The sequence below is a fragment of the Alicyclobacillus acidoterrestris genome (assembly GCF_022674245.1).
Classification (GTDB): Bacteria; Bacillota; Bacilli; order Alicyclobacillales; family Alicyclobacillaceae; genus Alicyclobacillus; species Alicyclobacillus acidoterrestris.
In genome coordinates this window covers 1,369,567-1,387,500 of the sequence record NZ_CP080467.1, presented here as the reverse complement: position 1 = coordinate 1,387,500, position 17,934 = coordinate 1,369,567, and the positions used below count along the sequence as shown (strand labels likewise).

At 53.1% G+C, this 17,934-nt stretch carries 14 protein-coding genes, 2 rRNA genes and 1 pseudogene (1 of these 17 only partly in view); 6 read left to right on the top strand and 11 right to left on the bottom strand.

Annotated features, from left to right (window positions below; all coding sequences use genetic code 11):
- The 6 genes from K1I37_RS06430 to K1I37_RS06405 all read right to left on the bottom strand — a co-directional run.
- A 23S ribosomal RNA gene (locus tag K1I37_RS06430) occupies positions 1 to 448 on the bottom strand; it reaches 2,496 nt to the left of the window's first position.
- Positions 449 to 655: 207 nt separating this feature from the next.
- Positions 656 to 2,187: ribosomal RNA gene (locus K1I37_RS06425) — 16S ribosomal RNA — on the bottom strand.
- Together the 16S and 23S rRNA genes form the textbook arrangement of a ribosomal RNA operon.
- A gap of 619 nt (positions 2,188 to 2,806) precedes the next feature.
- Positions 2,807 to 3,307, bottom strand: coding sequence for a helical membrane plugin domain-containing protein (locus tag K1I37_RS06420; RefSeq protein WP_021298026.1), 501 nt, complete (start codon positions 3,305 to 3,307; stop codon positions 2,807 to 2,809).
- A 19-nt stretch (positions 3,308 to 3,326) separates the two neighbouring features.
- On the bottom strand, positions 3,327 to 6,269 hold the full coding sequence (gene fdhF / locus K1I37_RS06415; protein ID WP_021298025.1) for a formate dehydrogenase subunit alpha: 2,943 nt from the start codon (positions 6,267 to 6,269) through the stop codon (positions 3,327 to 3,329).
- A 125-nt stretch (positions 6,270 to 6,394) separates the two neighbouring features.
- Entirely contained in the window at positions 6,395 to 7,228 is an 834-nt protein-coding gene (locus K1I37_RS06410; RefSeq protein ID WP_021298024.1) for a formate/nitrite transporter family protein, read from the bottom strand.
- Between the two features lie 356 nt (positions 7,229 to 7,584).
- Positions 7,585 to 7,956, bottom strand: a complete 372-nt coding sequence (locus K1I37_RS06405) for a Na-translocating system protein MpsC family protein (RefSeq protein ID WP_407653205.1) — start codon at positions 7,954 to 7,956, stop codon at positions 7,585 to 7,587.
- 180 nt (positions 7,957 to 8,136) lie between these two features.
- On the opposite strand from K1I37_RS06405, the gene K1I37_RS06400 reads away from it, so the two are divergent.
- Complete coding sequence (locus K1I37_RS06400; RefSeq protein ID WP_021298022.1) at positions 8,137 to 9,087, top strand: hypothetical protein; 951 nt, start codon at positions 8,137 to 8,139, stop codon at positions 9,085 to 9,087.
- Positions 9,088 to 9,233: 146 nt separating this feature from the next.
- Complete coding sequence (locus K1I37_RS06395) at positions 9,234 to 9,464, top strand: hypothetical protein (RefSeq protein WP_021298021.1); 231 nt, start codon at positions 9,234 to 9,236, stop codon at positions 9,462 to 9,464.
- A gap of 101 nt (positions 9,465 to 9,565) precedes the next feature.
- Here the strand turns inward: K1I37_RS06395 and K1I37_RS06390 are convergent, their stop codons facing one another.
- Complete coding sequence (locus K1I37_RS06390) at positions 9,566 to 9,844, bottom strand: hypothetical protein (protein ID WP_021298020.1); 279 nt, start codon at positions 9,842 to 9,844, stop codon at positions 9,566 to 9,568.
- Between the two features lie 396 nt (positions 9,845 to 10,240).
- Here K1I37_RS06390 and K1I37_RS06385 point away from each other — a divergent pair, with 396 nt between their 5' ends.
- Complete coding sequence (locus K1I37_RS06385; RefSeq protein ID WP_021298019.1) at positions 10,241 to 10,759, top strand: hypothetical protein; 519 nt, start codon at positions 10,241 to 10,243, stop codon at positions 10,757 to 10,759.
- A gap of 1 nt (position 10,760) precedes the next feature.
- Here K1I37_RS06385 and K1I37_RS06380 read toward each other — a convergent pair whose 3' ends face one another.
- The 4 genes and pseudogenes from K1I37_RS06380 to K1I37_RS06365 all read right to left on the bottom strand — a co-directional run bounded on the left by K1I37_RS06380 (position 10,761) and on the right by K1I37_RS06365 (position 15,041).
- Positions 10,761 to 11,669, bottom strand: a complete 909-nt coding sequence (locus tag K1I37_RS06380) for a phosphotransferase (protein ID WP_021298018.1) — start codon at positions 11,667 to 11,669, stop codon at positions 10,761 to 10,763.
- A 54-nt stretch (positions 11,670 to 11,723) separates the two neighbouring features.
- Positions 11,724 to 12,266: pseudogene (gene cysC / locus K1I37_RS06375) on the bottom strand (adenylyl-sulfate kinase); the annotation flags it as partial.
- Positions 12,267 to 12,282: 16 nt separating this feature from the next.
- On the bottom strand, positions 12,283 to 13,314 hold the full coding sequence (locus tag K1I37_RS06370; protein WP_021298016.1) for a glycosyltransferase family 4 protein: 1,032 nt from the start codon (positions 13,312 to 13,314) through the stop codon (positions 12,283 to 12,285).
- Positions 13,311 to 15,041: a glycosyltransferase gene (locus tag K1I37_RS06365; protein ID WP_021298015.1), complete on the bottom strand. Its 1,731-nt coding sequence runs from the start codon at positions 15,039 to 15,041 to the stop codon at positions 13,311 to 13,313. Before K1I37_RS06365 ends, K1I37_RS06370 begins: the two co-directional genes overlap by 4 nt.
- Positions 15,042 to 15,231: 190 nt before the next feature.
- Between K1I37_RS06365 and K1I37_RS06360 the strand changes: the two genes are divergently transcribed.
- The 3 genes from K1I37_RS06360 to K1I37_RS06350 are packed head-to-tail and all read left to right on the top strand — an operon-like array spanning position 15,232 to position 17,933.
- Positions 15,232 to 16,224, top strand: a complete 993-nt coding sequence (locus K1I37_RS06360; RefSeq protein ID WP_021298014.1) for an SDR family NAD(P)-dependent oxidoreductase — start codon at positions 15,232 to 15,234, stop codon at positions 16,222 to 16,224.
- 12 nt (positions 16,225 to 16,236) lie between these two features.
- Entirely contained in the window at positions 16,237 to 16,953 is a 717-nt protein-coding gene (locus K1I37_RS06355; protein WP_021298013.1) for a sugar phosphate nucleotidyltransferase, read from the top strand.
- A complete protein-coding gene (locus tag K1I37_RS06350) occupies positions 16,950 to 17,933 on the top strand; it encodes an NAD-dependent epimerase/dehydratase family protein (protein ID WP_021298012.1) in 984 nt (327 codons plus the stop codon). The genes K1I37_RS06355 and K1I37_RS06350 overlap by 4 nt, the downstream gene beginning before the upstream one ends.
- Position 17,934 lies beyond the last annotated feature (1 nt).

Genomic DNA, 17,934 nt, shown 5'->3' with positions numbered 1-17,934 from the left:
CTTGGGGTCTGTTGCACATTCCACATTCCGTTTCGGATACCGGGCTCTCACCGTCTATGGCCGGCCTTCCCATGCCGTTCTCCTACGGATTGCTTCCTGCTGGCTCCCTGCAGGTTGCCGCCAACAGCCCCTCGACCCCGAATGCGCATCGACTGCAGTCTGTACCACGCATCCGGTTTAGGCTTCTCCGCTTTCGCTCGCCGCTACTGACGGAATCGCATTCGCTTTCTCTTCCTCGAGGTACTTAGATGTTTCAGTTCCCTCGGTTGCCCCCGTACACCTATGGATTCAGTGTACGGTACTAGCGCTTCACACTAGCAGGTTTCCCCATTCGGACATCCACGGCTCAATGCTCGCTTACAGCTCCCCGTGGCATTTCGGTGTTCGCCCCGTCCTTCTTCGGCTCTTGGCGCCTAGGCATCCTCCGTGCGCTCTTCCTAACTTCACCGTTTCGACTCCATGACTGACTTACACCAGTCACTTCATCCAGTTATCCGGCTATTGTTACCTGTTACTCGCATTTCGGTTACCGGTTTACTTTTCGAGGTTGTTCCATATTCAGTTGCCAAGGTACATGAGTTTACCTTGTCTCATATGAGACGTTGGCTCCCTCAAAACCAAACACACAACACCTAAAAGTCTTGTTTCTCCGTAGAAAGGAGGTGATCCAGCCGCACCTTCCGATACGGCTACCTTGTTACGACTTCACCCCAATCATCAACCCCACCTTCGGCGGCTGGCTCCATAACGGTTACCTCACCGACTTCGGGTGTTGCCGACTCTCGTGGTGTGACGGGCGGTGTGTACAAGGCCCGGGAACGGATTCACCGCGGCATGCTGATCCGCGATTACTAGCAATTCCGGCTTCATGCAGGCGAGTTGCAGCCTGCAATCCGAACTACGAACGGCTTTTTAGGTTTTGCTCCACCTCGCGGCTTCGCTTCCCGTTGTACCGCCCATTGTAGCACGTGTGTAGCCCAGGACATAAAGGGCATGATGATTTGACGTCATCCCCGCCTTCCTCCGACTTACGCCGGCAGTCACCTGTGAGTCCCCACCTCTACGTGCTGGTAACACAGATCAAGGGTTGCGCTCGTTGCGGGACTTAACCCAACATCTCACGACACGAGCTGACGACAACCATGCACCACCTGTCTCCTCTGCCCCGAAGGGAAGGTACATCTCTGCACCGGTCAGAGGGATGTCAAGCCCTGGTAAGGTTCTTCGCGTTGCTTCGAATTAAACCACATGCTCCACTGCTTGTGCGGGCCCCCGTCAATTCCTTTGAGTTTCAGTCTTGCGACCGTACTCCCCAGGCGGAGTGCTTATTGGGTTTCCTTCGGCACTGGGGTGTGTCCCCCCAACACCTAGCACTCATCGTTTACGGCGTGGACTACCAGGGTATCTAATCCTGTTTGCTCCCCACGCTTTCGTGCCTCAGCGTCAGTCACTGTCCAGCAAGGCGCCTTCGCCACTGGTATTCCTCCACATATCTACGCATTTCACCGCTACACGTGGAATTCCCCTTGCCTCTCCAGCACTCAAGTCATGCAGTTTCCAAAGCAATCCCAAGGTTGAGCCTTGGACTTTCACTTCAGACTTACACAACCGCCTACGCACGCTTTACGCCCAGTGATTCCGGACAACGCTTGCCCCCTACGTATTACCGCGGCTGCTGGCACGTAGTTAGCCGGGGCTTCCTCACTCGGTACCGTCTCACAAGGAGCTTTCCACTCTCCTTGTCGCTCTCCCCGAGCAACAGAGCTTTACAACCCGAAGGCCTTCTTCGCTCACGCGGCGTTGCTCCGTCAGGCTTGCGCCCATTGCGGAAGATTCCCTACTGCTGCCTCCCGTAGGAGTCTGGGCCGTGTCTCAGTCCCAGTGTGGCCGGTCACCCTCTCAGGTCGGCTACGCATCGTCGCCTTGGTGAGCCGTTACCTCACCAACTAGCTAATGCGCCGCGGGCTCCTCTCTCAGCGATGCAGTTGCATCTTTCAACACAAGTAGATGCCTACCTGTGTATTATCCGGCATTAGCACCCGTTTCCGAGTGTTATTCCAGTCTGAAAGGCAGATTGCCCACGTGTTACTCACCCGTCCGCCGCTAGCCCCGAAGGGCTCGCTCGACTTGCATGTATTAGGCACGCCGCCAGCGTTCGTCCTGAGCCAGGATCAAACTCTCAAAAAATGGCGTTGTTACATATGTTTCAATCGTCGCTGTGACCAAAGGTCACGTCGACCGAAACTTTTAGGCGTGTGTGTTCAGTTTTCAAGGAACCAAACCTGCTGTGAAAGCCCCACGAAGACTGATTCAACGAGGAACCAGACGAAGTGATTCTTTCAAGCAAGTGCCGCTTCTGCCGAAGCAGCCTAAGTACTATATCACGAACTGACGTTCGTTGTCAACAGTGGGTGTTTCATTTCATCGCCCGATATGACTCCGGTACACCAACGACATTCGGCAAAAACCGACATCCATTGACCGATGAAAACCACCGAGACAGCTGCGCTGTGAAGGCAGCACCGCTTGAAGCGGCGAGAGATAATATATCATGATACAGACCTACATGCAAGTACTATTTTCAACTTTGCCGATGCAAAACCGCAAGACCTTCGCCAACACCGAAGATACACGCGAAGAGAAAAAGGGGCAGCCTACTCAGGCTACCCCGTTTATCTTCGATTTATGATCTCATCTGTACCTACGCAAACCGCCGACCGAAAACCCGCGCCACTTGCACTTGCACTTGCACTTGCACTTGCACTTGCACTTGCACTTGCACTTGCACTTGCACTTGCACTTGCACTTAATGCTGCGATGAATTGTCGCCCGTGCGAACCGCGTGGCCGAACCCTTTCAGAAACTCGAGACCCAGGCGGAGGGCTGCACTGACGTCCGGGTCTTTGAGTTGCTTCATCAACTCAAAGACACTCATCGGTTTCGCTGGAATGTCTGCGTTCGCCACGCGGTCAAGCCCCGCTGTCAGCCCATCCAGCGACTTCGCCACTGCCGTACCATCAATCTTACTCATGCCCTGCATCGCGGCGAGCGCCGTTTGAAGGGCATTCGAGGCACCTGGTGTGGATAGAATGTCGACCAGTTTGTTCATTACTTTGTCGCCGCGATCGAACAAGGCCACCAGAATCTCCAGCAAACCTTTGTCGTGCATCGCCTGCAGGAGCTTCATTCCCTCAATCAAACCGTCGGCGTCGGCAGCGGTCTCCGTGCGCACTTGTGCGAGTTTTTCGGCTTCCAGATCTGCCTCCGTTTTCACCGGGCGAACAATAGTCGTGATGGAGTTTGCCATATCCTATTCTCCCCCTCCGTTACGAACGCTCGCCGACCAGCGGTCGGTAGTCTTGACGCGCCCACTTCTTATCCACGTTGACGCCCGGCTGCGGATTCGGGTGCCCTAACCGGAAGTTGCCTTTGACCACAGGGGATTTGCCCGTGAATTCAAGGACCTCCATCTTGACCCGCATCTCCTTGTAGGCTGGGGTGAAGGTAATGGTGTCGTGATCGCTACTCGTCAACATGTTCACCGTCTCATCGTCCTTCGCCGACAACTGCGGAATGTAGATCTGTTTACCATGTACCCTATCTGTCACGACAGCGCGCAATTTCACACGTCCGTATGGCGAGGTGATGCGAACCAACGTGCCGTCCACAATGCCGCGTTCCCGAGCCAATTCCGGTGATACTTCGACGAAGCTGCTTGGAACCTTTTTGTTGATGCCAGGCACACGCGCCGTCAAGTTACCTTCGTGGAAGTGTTCGAGTAGGCGGCCATTGTTGAGTTCGAGATCGTACTCTTCCGGCAGCGTCAACGGATGCGTCCAGTCAACTGGCCACAGTCGCGCTTTGCCGCCTTCCAAGGCGAACTCGTCGAGATACAGGTGCGGCGTATCGGTACCGTCTGGCAGCACCGGCCACTGCAAGCTCTTGTAGCCTTCCAGCCGTTCGTAAGTCGCACCGGCGAACAACTCCGTCGTCGCGCACGCTTCCTCGAAAATCTCCTTCGGCGACGTGTAGTTCCAGTTGGCACCCAAGCGATTGGCGACCATCTGAATGATTTGCCAATCTGGCTTCGATTGGCCAAGCGGCGGCAACACCTGATACAGGCGTTGGATGCGGCGCTCCGTGTTCGTAAAGGTGCCTTCCTTCTCAAGACTCGGGCTCGCTGGCAAAATCACGTTGGCAAACGATGCGGTCTTACTGAAGAACACGTCCTGCACGATAAAGAAATCGAGCTTCTCAAACGCCTGCTGCACGTAGTTCGCATTCGAGTCAACGACAGCCATGTCCTCGCCAATCAAGTACATTGCCTTGAGTCTGCCTTCGTGAATCGCGTCCACCATCTGGTGGTTGTTCAAACCAGGGTTGGTCGGCAGCGGCGTTCCCCACACCTGTTCGTATTTGGCAAGGACATCCTTGTCTGCCGATGCCTGATAGCCAGGATAGAAAGCCGGTGCGCAACCGAAATCGCCAGCACCTTGGACGTTGTTGTGTCCGCGCAGTGGATATGCACCCGTACCTGGACGCCCCGCATTACCCGTTACGAGCAGGAGGTTGCAAATCGCTGTACTTGTATCCGATCCGCCCAAGTGCTGCGTCACACCCATCGCCCAACAAACGGCGACCGACTTCGCGTTCATGATCATCTCTGCAGTCGCAATCAACTGCTCCTTGGACAGCCCCGTCACCTCTGACGTGTAATCCAATGTGTACTTCTCCAGGGATGCCACGTATTGTTCAAAGCCGGTGACTCGGTTCTTGATGAATTCCGCATCATGACGGCCTTGGTCGATGATGTATTTCGTCACGCCCGAAAGCCAGACCAAATCCGTACCCTGGCGCGGTCTCAGGAAGATATCCGCGCGCTCAGCCATGATATTTTTGCGCAGATCCGCGACAATCAATTTCTGCCCATGCTTCTTCTGGGCGCGACGCAAACGCGTTGACAGCACAGGATGCGCTTCAGCCGGATTGGCGCCGACGATGATAACGAGATCGCTTATCGACAAGTCAGTGATCGATCCGGTATCGCCCCCCAAGCCCATCGTACGCCGCAGAGCCTCTGTGGCTGGCGCCTGACAATAACGCGAGCAGTTGTCGATGTTGTTGGTAAACATGACGGACCGCGCGAGTTTTTGCATTAAATAGTTTTCTTCGTTCGTGGTCTTCGAGGAGGAGATGTAGGCTATTGCGTCTGGACCGTTCTCGTCTTTAATCCGTTTGAGATTTTCCGCGATATAATCGAGCGCTTCGTCCCACGTCGCAGGGTAAAACGCGTCACCGCGCCGAATCAGCGGTTCGACAATGCGTTCGTTGCTGTTGACGAAATCCCAGCCGAACTTCCCTTTGACACAGGTGGAGATTTGGTTTGCTGGCGCTTCCATATTCGGCTCGACTTTGAGGATTTTGCGGTCCTTCGTCCAAACGTCGAAGCTGCATCCGACGCCGCAGTACGTGCAGACGGTTTTGGTCTTTTTGATGCGCGCCTCGCGCAATTCCGCCTCTACTTCTGATACCGCGAAAATCGAGGAATAGCCCGGCTCAACTTTCTTGGTCAATTCAATCATCTTGCCAAGCGTCTGGTCTTCGATGCCTGTGAGATAGCCAGCCTCGCCGAGCATCGACTTCTCCATCAAAGCGTTACATGGACAAACCGTCACGCAATGGCCGCAAGAGACGCAGGACGATTCGTTAATCGGCACGTCATTATCCCAGATAACGCGTGGAATTTCGCGATCCCAATCAATCGACAACACTTCCGAAACCTGCAGATTCTGACACGCCTCTACGCAGCGACCGCAAAGGATACACTGGTCGGGATCATACCGGTAAAACGGATTCGACATGTCTTTTTCGTAGGCCTTCGATTGAAACGGGTACGACTGGTGCTCGATTTCCATCTGCATCGCCGTGTTATGTATGGTGCAGTTTCCGTTGTTGTTATCGCAGACTGTACAATACAGCTCGTGATTCTTGAGGATTCTATCCATCGCTTCCTTGCGCGCGAATCGCGCACCGACCGCTTTGGTACGCACAACCATGCCGTCAGACACCTGTGTCGAACAGGCGCGAACCAAACTGCCATTGACCTCGGCGATACAGGTATCGCATGTCTCAATTGGACCGAGTGCAGGGTGATAGCAAACGTGCGGATGTTCTTGGCCGGTCCCAAGAATCGCCTCTAAAACGGATGTCCCTGGCTCTACAGCCACGTCGTTGCCATCGAGTTGAATGTGCAAAAACTCTGATGCCATGAGAATTCCCCCCATCTATTCATTCAATGTTTCACGCTGAGTGGCGAGGAATAGAATGAACCGAATGCAGCGGGTCGGCACGCGGCTATTGCGACGTGCCAACCCACTTACAAACCTAGATTGAATTACAAGGTAGCACCGGTGCTCTTTTCCTCACTGACATCGGTCGCGCCAGCCTTTGAACGGCCGCGCAAATAGGTGAGATAGTAAGCCACTCCGACAAACAGCCAACCGCCAATTGCGTTACCAATGAAGGCTGCAATCCATTCGGCAATCGCATGACCCCAACTAATGGGCGCTCCGACGAAAATGCCGGCTGGAATGAAGAACATATTCGCAACCACGTGCTGGAACCCGATTGCCACAAAAGCCATAACTGGGAACCAAATTGCAAATAACTTGCCGATAATGTCCTTCGATCCGTACGCCATCCAAACAGCCAGACAGACAAGCCAGTTACAACCAATCGCCGAAATGATGGTCGGTCCGAACCCTAAACCAGCTTTCGATACGGCAATGGCAATCGTCGCGTCCTTGTATGGCGTATCCGTCAACATCTTGGCAACCACACCAAAGAAGTAAGCGACAAACAGTGAACCAATCAAATTGCCAATCAGGACCCAGAACCAGTTATAAATAAGGCCCGTAACTTTGATTCTCCGTTGATGCAACGCGAGCGGTAGGGTCATCATGTTCCCAGTCAGGAGTTCGCCACCAGCAATGACGACTAACATCAATCCGACAGGGAAAACTGCGCCACCAACAAGGTTCTTAATTGAAACCCATTGCGCCGGGATGCTCGCAGTCACCCGGATGTCGAAAAGTGCGCCCAACGCGATAAAGGCGCCAGCCAAAAATCCGAGAATCAAGAGTTTCACGACGGAATACTTCGCTTTGTCCTGCCCGGTCTTGGCCGCAAGTTCTGCGATTTCAGCTGGTGCTAAAAAGTTGTTACTCATAAAAACCACCCATCTCCTATGTACGAGCGGCGGTTGGTGTACATACCGTCTACTGCCGTCTGCGCTGGAACACAAACTTAAAAAATGAGTTCGAGAATGCACAAGCGTCACAAACGTCGAGTAGAACGTAAAAACGGCACAAAGTACATGACATTGTAAGCGAATACAGCCATGTCTTTGCGCCGTTGAAATTCGCCTGCATGCCATCATACAAGCGCACCAACCTGCTCATTTGTGATGTGCGCTCGGCCACTGGTTGCACAATGGTCGAACCACATGGATATTGTACCATGTTTTCTCAAAAAGCGAAGCAATCTGTCGAAAAAAATTAAGATACATACAAATGATCATAGTTCTTACGGATCGTTCTCGCTGTAGAATGGATCAATTGGCTTCTCAAAGATAAACACCGAAACGCCCATATCCTCTTCCACCTTAAAATCAGAAAACAGATAGAGCATTTTTGACCCAATCAATTCCTCCATACCATCCGGAACGTGTTGCGAATACAGCGTTTGAATCATGTTGGTGCGAGCAGCTCGAACAATCTCAGCGCCCTCTGGCGTCTGACTGATAAACTTCTCCGTCGGCGTCAAGTTTCCGTGGAGCACTGAAATCGCGATGTTCTCCACAAACATCGTGTGGATGCGCTCAGGTCCCTTGCCGAAGCATTCTTTCCGTACGCGCCGCACAATTTCGTTAAACGCCTGCTCCTTTCGTTTCCGCAACGTGACCATTCCCTTCAAAATCCCTCATATCGCCATGCCCTCTCGTGCACAATCGCCCGTATGCCCGCCAGTACCCCTGCAAACCCTACAGGTATTCAACTACCCTAGGCAACTACTTAAGTGAAATAACGGCAAATCTTAGGATTCCAAACTTTCGACTCAAGAGAGGTGTTCATACAAATGACGACCAATCGGCCATTGTGGATACATGTCACACTCGCCACCCTAATCTTGTTCATCACGGCTGGCTGCGGCCGACAGGCAGACCCAAGTGGCGGCATCAACTCCGATGTCTTTCGCTCTGTAGAAAATCGGACACAAAGCCCTTTACCAGCCAATCAAACGAGCAATCGAGTTGGCAGCATTGCCCCCGCCAATCGCCACGAACCTGCGCCACCTACTCCGTCACACCCAGCTCCGCCACACAAAGAAACAACTAACCAGAGCACAGCAGCAGGGACGTCAAAGTCCAAACCGACGAAACCGGAGGCCCGTGCGCGCGCCAACACAAACACCACGGTCAAACCAAGCGCGAGCACGCAAAACACAACTTCCAATAATACGAGCAATCCGCCATCCAACGCAATTGCTGGCGCAAACCAGACAGCGCGCAATACCACCACGGCCAACAACGCAAATTCTCGCTTTACGCGCAATACCATCGCGTGGGATACCAAAACACAGCGCCTCCCAACGGGTATTGTCGTTTCACTCGCGGTACCCAGCGATTGGGTCAAATACAACGCGGCAGTCGGTGACACGAGCGGCTACGAATGGATTAATCCCGCAAACTCGAAACAGCGCATCACACTGATGGCGAACACCAACCTACCCGCAGCGGCAAAACAAAGTTCGTCAAATGCTATCGACGTCACGAAATTATTCAAGCCGAATCCGCCGATTCAATGGACCAGTATTTCGCCAGACCAAAGCAGTGGCTTTTTTACCAGCAAGACGTCGAGCGACGCCTCTGGTATCCCATTGTCACAGACGCCTGTAGCTGGGTCATACACTGGGTACGGATTTGTGCAAATTGTTCACGCGCAAGTTCCCACTGCTGTCGTGATAGAAGCATGGGCGCCCCCAACCGTTGCAAAAACGGCAATTGACAGCGCAAGTATACAATCGTGATAGTGAATAGATAGGCGCCGACACGCATATAGTCAACGGCAAACTGGATGTTCACAACCGACGCCGGGTGATTTCGGCGGTCATAACCGAGCACAATGTGCCGAATCTACATGAAGTGATGGCGATATAGATTGCGAGATGATGTCATGAAAGGGTACGGGTTACTGCTTTCCTTAGTTTGCGTGGCTATCGTCACATTTTTATCCATGATGTTCAATGCGCCACTCGTCGTCTTTGCGGCTGAAGTCATTGCGATACTCATCCTCGACAGCCTCCTGGTCGTCGCTCTATTCCGGCGTGACAAAGGGCGTAAACGCCCTGTCGCCTCACAGCGGCGGCGCAGACATGCACGCAAGGGTCAAAACCAATCTGCATGACGCAAACAATCCATTTACTGGCGGAATCATTTTGAACGACTGAGAAGTAAACGACAAACGAAAGACGCCTCTACTGCGAGAGGCGTCAACGCACGCGATATTCAGATTGACTCTGCAAAAGCTGCATAGATCTTGTCCAGCGCCTGACTCACTTTTACCTCTTCTGAGAGATCGGCGTTGTGATAGATGTGTGCGACGCTATCTGGCAGCGCGTTTTGCTCTGCTATGCCATTCACCACATCATCTGGCACAGACCACTTTGCGTCTTTCGCGGGCTGCGTGAAGCCATGCAGCAACGAACGTACCATAAACGGATGATCTCCTGGATTGTTCTTTGCCAGCAACAATAGCTTCCGAAACGTTGCATAATCCATCTTCATCCCATATCGCCTCCGTATGTTCTACCTCACTATATCCTACACCCAAACCCATTATCCAGGTGAACCGTGCGTATCAAAAAATTGGCCCCTGCCAGATAAGACTGGAGGAGCACCCGATACAAACCATATCGAATTCATTCACGCCCGTGATTGTACGACAGAAAGATTACAATCAAATTTCAAACGCGTTGCGGTGGTGTAAAAATTTCTGAACATGAAACCCACAGCATGAAAACAGATATTGATGTTTGCCAACAGATTGCCTGTGAGTAAAATTGTAGATAACTCTGTGGATAACACCACTGATTTGTGGATAACCCTGTGGACTACGCTATAAAACGCTACATAGCGAGAATAGAAAGATAGAAGATCGCGTTTCAAGGAGTGGATAAAAAGATGATCGTGATTATCTTGCTGATTGTGATTGCTGTACTCCTGGTTCTCTTGCTCACTCAGAGAAACCGCAGGACTTACAGGGATCCATATCGAGACACCTACTATCGTACGGATATGCGTAACCCTTATGACCCCGTACCACCGGATTATCCGTCACCTGGATTTGGCGCAGGGTCATTTCTAGGAGGCATGGCCGCCGGTGCATTGCTGACCTATTTATTGGAACAAGGGCGGATTGATATGGGTCAATTCGACTATTTCAACGGCCTGGGTGAAGACCAGATGATCCACGAATTAATGCAACAAAACATTATTCAACAAGACGAAATTGATGCGTTGCAGCAGAGGTTAAACGAAGGACCTATCGGCGGCGATGGCTCGCCCGCCGATGACAACTATCCGAATCCCGACCCTTCTTACGCAAATGACGTAGATTACGATATCCAAGATCCGTATCAAGATGGAATCGATACGGACAGCTTCGATGACGGCAATTACGACGATTACAACAACCTATGATTTAGACGAGTTGCTCCAGTTGCCGAACATAGCGTTTCACAAGTGAAGTGCCTGGCAAGCGCGATTGTATCGCGTGAATCGATCTTCCAGCGCGCAGGGCTCGGATAAGCGGGTATGGCTGAAGGAGGAGTGCCACGAGCAAGTGCAAATCATCTTGTGCGAGCGGGCGCACGCGGTCGTATACCTCGATTAAGCGCGACATCTGATGCACCTGCCATGGCGCATTGCGGTGTAACACATGAGCAAGATCTTCCATTCGGACGTGGACAGAGGCGTTGTCAAAATCTATCAAGTGATAGCGCCCAAGTCTATCGACGACCAGGTTCGGATAATTGTAGTCACCATGGATGACCGCCCGTGCCTGAACTTCTCGTTCAATGGCGCGCTGAACGCGACGGTCATCCAATTGCCGAATGGCGCGCGCGCACAAATTGGTAAAATCACTTCGACTCCAATCTCCATCGATACGCTTGAGTATCCGTTTTTGCCGGGAGAAAGTCTCCTTTATCCGCAATGCCCGCATGCGCGACGGAGGTACAGACTCGTCAAACCCATGGCTTACGCTGTGGAATCTAGCGAGCGTTTCAATTCCATCTGCGAGTGCACGCGCGCGGCGAAACGCAGGATTCCCGCCGACAATCCACCGTGACAACACATAAAAACGGTGATGGTAGCGAATCGCCAAATGTCCTTCGGCGGTTCGAAATGTCGCTGGAACAAATTGAAAATTGTGATTGCGCACGTGCTCCTGAACGGCGAGTATAAACGACACTTCTTCCATAGGAATGCGGTACGGTTTCACACATAAAATTCCGTGCGCATTTGTGCGAACCCGATAAACATCTTTGATGGCTTGCCAGCTTTCGATTTGCATACCGTACGCCTGTTCAATCTCTGAGAACAACGTCATCTAGTTGTCCCCCTATCTACGTGAGAATGCCTCGTGTACTCCAGCCCCCCCTTGCTACGCCAACTGGTTGCACAAACGTGGAAGAATACTTTGCACTGCCTCGTCGACGCTTACCTGGTCCGATTTGATGACGAGATCCGGATGAAGCGGCGCTTCATATGTTTGGTGAATGCCAGTAAACTGTTGAATCTCCCCCATGCGAACCTTTTTATATAATCCTTTTGGATCCCGCTGCTCACACACCTCAATCGGACAGTTGACGTAGACTTCGATGAACTTGTCTTCTCCGATTTGCCTGCGCACCCTATCCCTGTCCTCACGCTGCGGCGAAATGGATGCAACGATAGGCAACACGCCATCGTCCATCAACAGTTTCGCCAACGCCCCTATGCGGCGCACGTTCTCTTGCCGGTCGGCGGGTGAAAAGCCGAGATCGCTATTGAGTCCCTTGCGGACCTTATCGCCATCAATGACAAACGATACAACGCCCCGTTTGTGCAATGCGTCGTGCAAAGCGTACGCAATGGTTGTCTTTCCTGAGCCGGACAAGCCGGTCAGCCAAACGACACACGACATAGACGATTCCCCCTCTTCTCGCGCTTGTCACATGGATTCAGTGGCCTGTAAATGCCCGAATTGCGCTATCAAACTTCTCGACACTATTTGCCCAGGTCCATTTTTCCGCCTCCCGCTCGCCACTTTCGGCGAGTCTGCGACGCAGCGCAGCGTCGTCGATCAACCGGAGGACGTCGTGCGCGAGCCGACTTTCGTATCGATACGACAGCAAACAGTTATCCATGTGCCGGCAATAATCCGCATTGCCACCTGAATAGGTGGTCACTAGCGCAGCGCCGCACTTCATCGCTTCCAGCCCAGGAATGGAGGCGGAATCGTAAGTCGAGGAGTTGACGAAGATGTCGGTCATGTTATACACGTCGCGCAGCGCTTCGTCGGTCTCCGGGGAATGAAAGACGAATCGGCCGCTTTCCCGCAAACGCTGCAACGTCGGTGAGATACTGAGTTCTCGGGCAGGACAAATGAGGTTGACGACGACACCTGGTCGACTCGCACAAATGCGTTCCAATTCTGTGATGAGATATGGCTGATCACGATGCCACGACCAGTTCCCCTCGGCGTGCCGGACAATGGCCGTTATCTGCAAGTTGGTGTTTTGCTCGCGCCGATGCAAGTTGCGAAACGTAGAACTCACGCCAACCGGTACAATCCGTCCGGAGATACCGTGGTTTAACGCGATGATTTGACGCTGCCACTCGGACAGGACAATCACCTTGTCTGTAAACTGATATGTGGGAAACGTCAGGTGGTTATCCGGCAAGAACGTCGGCTCGTAACAAAGGCTAAAGCGCACATGCAGTCCCTTGCCACTGGCGCTCGCCAGAGCAGCTGACGATACAGTCAAGTAATAGTTCGACACAATCACGTCACTCACCGGATAATCCTCTGGGCGCAAATAAGGCTCTTTTGTCCGAATGATGCGCGCTTGTACGGGATAATCCACGTCTCCCTGTGGCGGCATCAAAATCGTGACATCATGTCCGCGCGCGACGAGACCGTTCGTCACTTCCGCGAGCATGCGTTGGGCGCCGCCAATGCACAAGGTTAGAATCGGAAACGTAAACTTCACGGCTGCAGTCCCCCTTCCACCATCCGTTTCATCACCGATTTATACTTTTGCTGGACGACCAACAACTCTTTGGCAATCGCCCGCTCGTGTTTCTTCGTTCCCATTTCCCCATGCACCCGATAACGCACCAGCGGAACATCCAAATAGCGAAATGGGTAGTGTTGCAAAGCCCGCAACCAGAGGTCGTAATCATGAGTATACAGCAGTGTCTCATCAAACACGCCGACCGTCTCAAACACCCGCATGTCAATCATCACCGTGCAACCGTTGACAGGACACCACTGGCTCATCGTCCGATAGAAGTCGACATCGCTCGCGAACGCGGTTCCCACCTTGCCACTGATGAGCTCCCCTCGCTCGTTCATATAAAAAAACGCGCCGTAGCTAATCGTTAACTGATTCTCCTGCATCCATTGAACCTGCTTGGCCGTCTTGTCAGGCAGGAATTCATCATCCGCGCTGAGCCACGAAAAGTATCGCCCTGTCGCGTGGTGAATCCCTGCGTTCAAGGCACTGGCGGTGCCGCCGTTTTCCTTGCGTAAATAATGGATCTTATCGAAGTAGGGATGTACTTTCTCCACATGTTCGGTTGATCCGTCGTCGACCACAATCACTTCCAGATTCGAATACGTCTGCGCGAGCGCACTCTCAATCGCCTGTGCGATGTACGCGCAGTTGTAAAACGGGATGACAATCGAAACCTTCGGTTCCACGTAGTGCGCTCGATCCCGATGCGCGTTCTCGATAGCGGCAATCATCTCGCGCAGATATTTCTCCTTCGTAAAGCGACTTGCCGTGGCCACGCCTGCCTGTGACAACGTCTTGGCAAGCTGCGCATCTTGGAGCACGTGCGCCATCTGCGCGGCCAAGGCATCAGGGTCCCTTGGCGGTGTCAGCACGGCATTTTCCATATCCGTACAATAATCCAACAGGCCACCTGAATTGGTCGACACCACAGGCGTTCCACAGGCCATCGCCTCCAACGGCGGCAACGCAAACGCCTCAAACCACGATGTCGAAACGAACAAATCCGCGCCCCGATACAAGTCGGCCATCTCCTGTGCGCTCGTCGGTCGAAACACGCGGTAAGGAACGCCGTCCGGCAACGACAAATCCCCCTCCGGACAAACCATATGGACGATAAAGTCACCATTGTACGTATCGCGCAGCCGGGCAATGGCCGCTTGGAAATCAGTGAAACCCTTGAGTTCATATCCGTACGCCGGGTTGCGCGCGATATACATAATCACCTTGGGTGACCCGGTCACGTGTTGGCGCGGACCTGGATGAAAGATGTTTACGTCCACACCGAGGGGCACCACCTGGCTTCGCTGATGGGTATGCGCAGCAATTTGCTCATCCAACCAGTGGGAAATCGCAATCACGGGAACCCCCTGCTTATACGTCCAAAGCGCCGTTTGCTTATCCGGCACCCAATACGGTTCAAACCCGAGACTCAGTCGTACACATCGGTCCTTGTACGCTTCGTACGGCCCTATGCAGGTGGTAAAGAAGTTCGTCAAAATGAGATCGCCTTCCGGGATATGCTCGCGTGTGAGCACAGGCACCACGGAAAGCTTTGCCTGAAGGTCGTACTGCACCGTACCAGACGCAGGCATGACGACTTCGGTGTCATGTCCTGCTGCCTGTAGGGCATTGGCAATGTCCACAAGCACCTGACACCCGCCACCAATGTGCAGGTCCCCGACAGGGATCACAACTTTCATCGATATCCCCCTCACACGATTTACTCGCGTAGTTTTGAGCATCGTACGCAAATCACCCCTTGGCTGATTGGACAAATCGACGACCACGACGCGGGCTTTGCGTCCAACTTTCCGAGCTTACGGCGGTTCGCCCTTTCACTTTTCGCGAACAGACAATATCAGTAGGTATCGACCAAAGGAGGGGTTTTGCGTGGATTTGCGAAACAGCAATGTGCTCGTCACCGGTGGGGCGGGCTTTATCGGCAGTCATCTCGTGGAACAACTGATTGCCACTGGTGCCAATACCAAAGTGTTCATCCATTACAACTCGGCCAATTCGAGGGGGCTGATTGACACACTGCCGGTCGAACTGCAGAGCGAGATCGACATTGTGCAAGGAGACCTTCGTGATTCCTACGCGGTCCACAACGCCGTCAAAGGGGCTGATATCGTCTTTCATTTAGGAGCACTCATTGCCATCCCGTACTCCTATCAGAACCCTTACGACGTCGTTCAAACCAACGCCTTAGGCACACTTCACGTGGCACAGGCTGCACTCGCAAACGGCGTTCACCGAATGATTCACACCTCGACCAGCGAGGTATATGGTACGGCACGCTACGTCCCAATGAATGAAGAACATCCTTTACAAGGGCAATCACCCTACTCAGCCAGCAAAATCGCGGCGGACAAAATTGTCGAGAGTTTCTATTGCTCCTACCAGTTGCCAGTGGTAACTGTGCGGCCGTTCAACGCGTTTGGCCCACGCCAGTCACTGCGCGCAGTCATCCCAACCATCATTCAACAGGCGCTCAATCATTCGGAAATCGTTCTCGGCAATCTGTCGGCAACCCGCGATTTCACATATGTAGAAGACACGGCACGCGCGTTTCTCTGCGCTGCAACCGCGAAGGACGACGTACTCGGGGAAGTGTTTAACGCCGGTTCCTCGTTTGAAATATCCATCGGAGAAATCGCTGAACGCGTCCGCAGCTTGGTTGGCGGCGATATTCCCATCCGTGTCGCACAGGAGCGTTTGCGCCCCGCCAAAAGCGAAGTCGATAGGCTGTTTTCGGATAGCCAGCGCGCTAAAGTGAAGCTCGGCTGGCAACCGACGGTTTCCTTCGACGAAGGCTTGCGGCGAACCATTACGTGGATCTCTTCGCACCAAGACCGATACAAGACAAACGATTACGTCATTTGAGGAGGGAATCAAGTGGAGGCCGTCATCATAACCGGAGGCAAAGGGCTACGGCTAGCTCCCTTCACCAAAGTACTCCCGAAAGGGTTGTTGCCAATTGGCGACCAGCCGATTCTTGAAATTATTGTAAAACAACTAAAATATCACGGATTTACCACCATCCACATGGCGTGCGGCTACCTTGCGTCACTGATCCAAACCTACTTCGAGGACGGCCGCAAATGGGGCGTCGACATCGATTACGTCGTTGAAGACAAACCACTTGGCACCATTGGCCCTCTGCGCAAGGTGCCTTTAGTCGGGCAGGAACCCGTATTAATCATGAATTGCGACGTTCTCACCACCCTGGATTTTCGCAACATGATGGCGTTCCACCGCGCCACTGACAGCTCTTTGACCATCGCATCGCAAGACCGTCGCGTTCCCATCGAATTTGGGGTACTGCGAACGGACGGCATTCGAGTTACCAAATTCTTGGAAAAGCCTGAACGCAGAGAACTCGTCAGCATGGGGATTTATGTGGCAGACCCGGCGCTTGTTCGCCACATTCCACAAGACACGTACTACGATATGCCCGACTTGATTCTCAAACTGCTGGCCGCCGGAGAGCCCGTACAACATTATGAGAATCAATCGTTTTGGCTCGACATCGGACGCCAATCCGATTTTGCGCAGGCGAGTGAGATCTTCCCTTCTATTCAATCGCAGTTACTGCCGGGGGAGATCACATGAATAGCACACAAACAGCACTCGTGACTGGGGCCAACGGGTTTGTCGGTCAACATATGGTTGCCTATCTCTGCGCGCGCGATATCCCTTGTGTCGCCACCGGGCGAACGGGGGCGTTCTCAGGATCACAGGCCGTTTTGTACTACCCATGCGATATGTTGCACCGTGAATCGGTATACCAGATGGTGAAACAAGTCTCTCCGACTTACATCGTCCATTTGGCAAACGCCAGCAGCGTACCTGAGTCGTGGCGCCGCCCAACGCAATTCATTCGCAACAACGTATTGGCGACTGAACATCTATTCGACGCTCTCGTGAGGACAAACACCCGGCCGCGAGTTGTCATCGTCGGATCCGCGCAGGAATATGCACCACCTCGAAACGATGTGACCGCACTGCCCTTGACGGAGTCCTCGCTCACGATACCCAGCAATCCTTATGGTTGGAGCAAGTTGTTTCAAACGTGGCTCAGTCGCTATTACGCGTCGCGGTACGAGATCCCGGTGGTCGTCGCTCGTACCTTTAACCTGATTGGCCCCGGCGCAAAAGGTGGCGTTTGCGCCATAATTGCGCGCACCATCGCCCGTATGGAACGAGCTGAAATCCCGCAGACATTGACCCTGGGGCCCGTCGAGGTACAACGCGACTTTTTGGATGTGCGCGACGCGGTTTCTGCGTATTGGCAACTGGCCACGTATAACTGCCTATCCAAGCCAGGGGAAATTTTCAATGTCTGCAGCGGCAAAGCGCGTGCACTCTCGCAACTCGTCCATCATTTTCGCAGCGTCGCGCGGGTGACGTTTGATCTCATAGAGGATACCCGCCTTTCTCGGCGTGAAGAACCAGCCATTGTCTGGGGCAGTCCCAAAAAAATTGAGGCGGCCACGGGATGGCGACCAACGTATTCGATAGACCAATCCATCGAGGACATTTTGGAATTTTACCGGGCGCAAACCGCCCTGCCTGAGGAGGGATTGTCGTGAA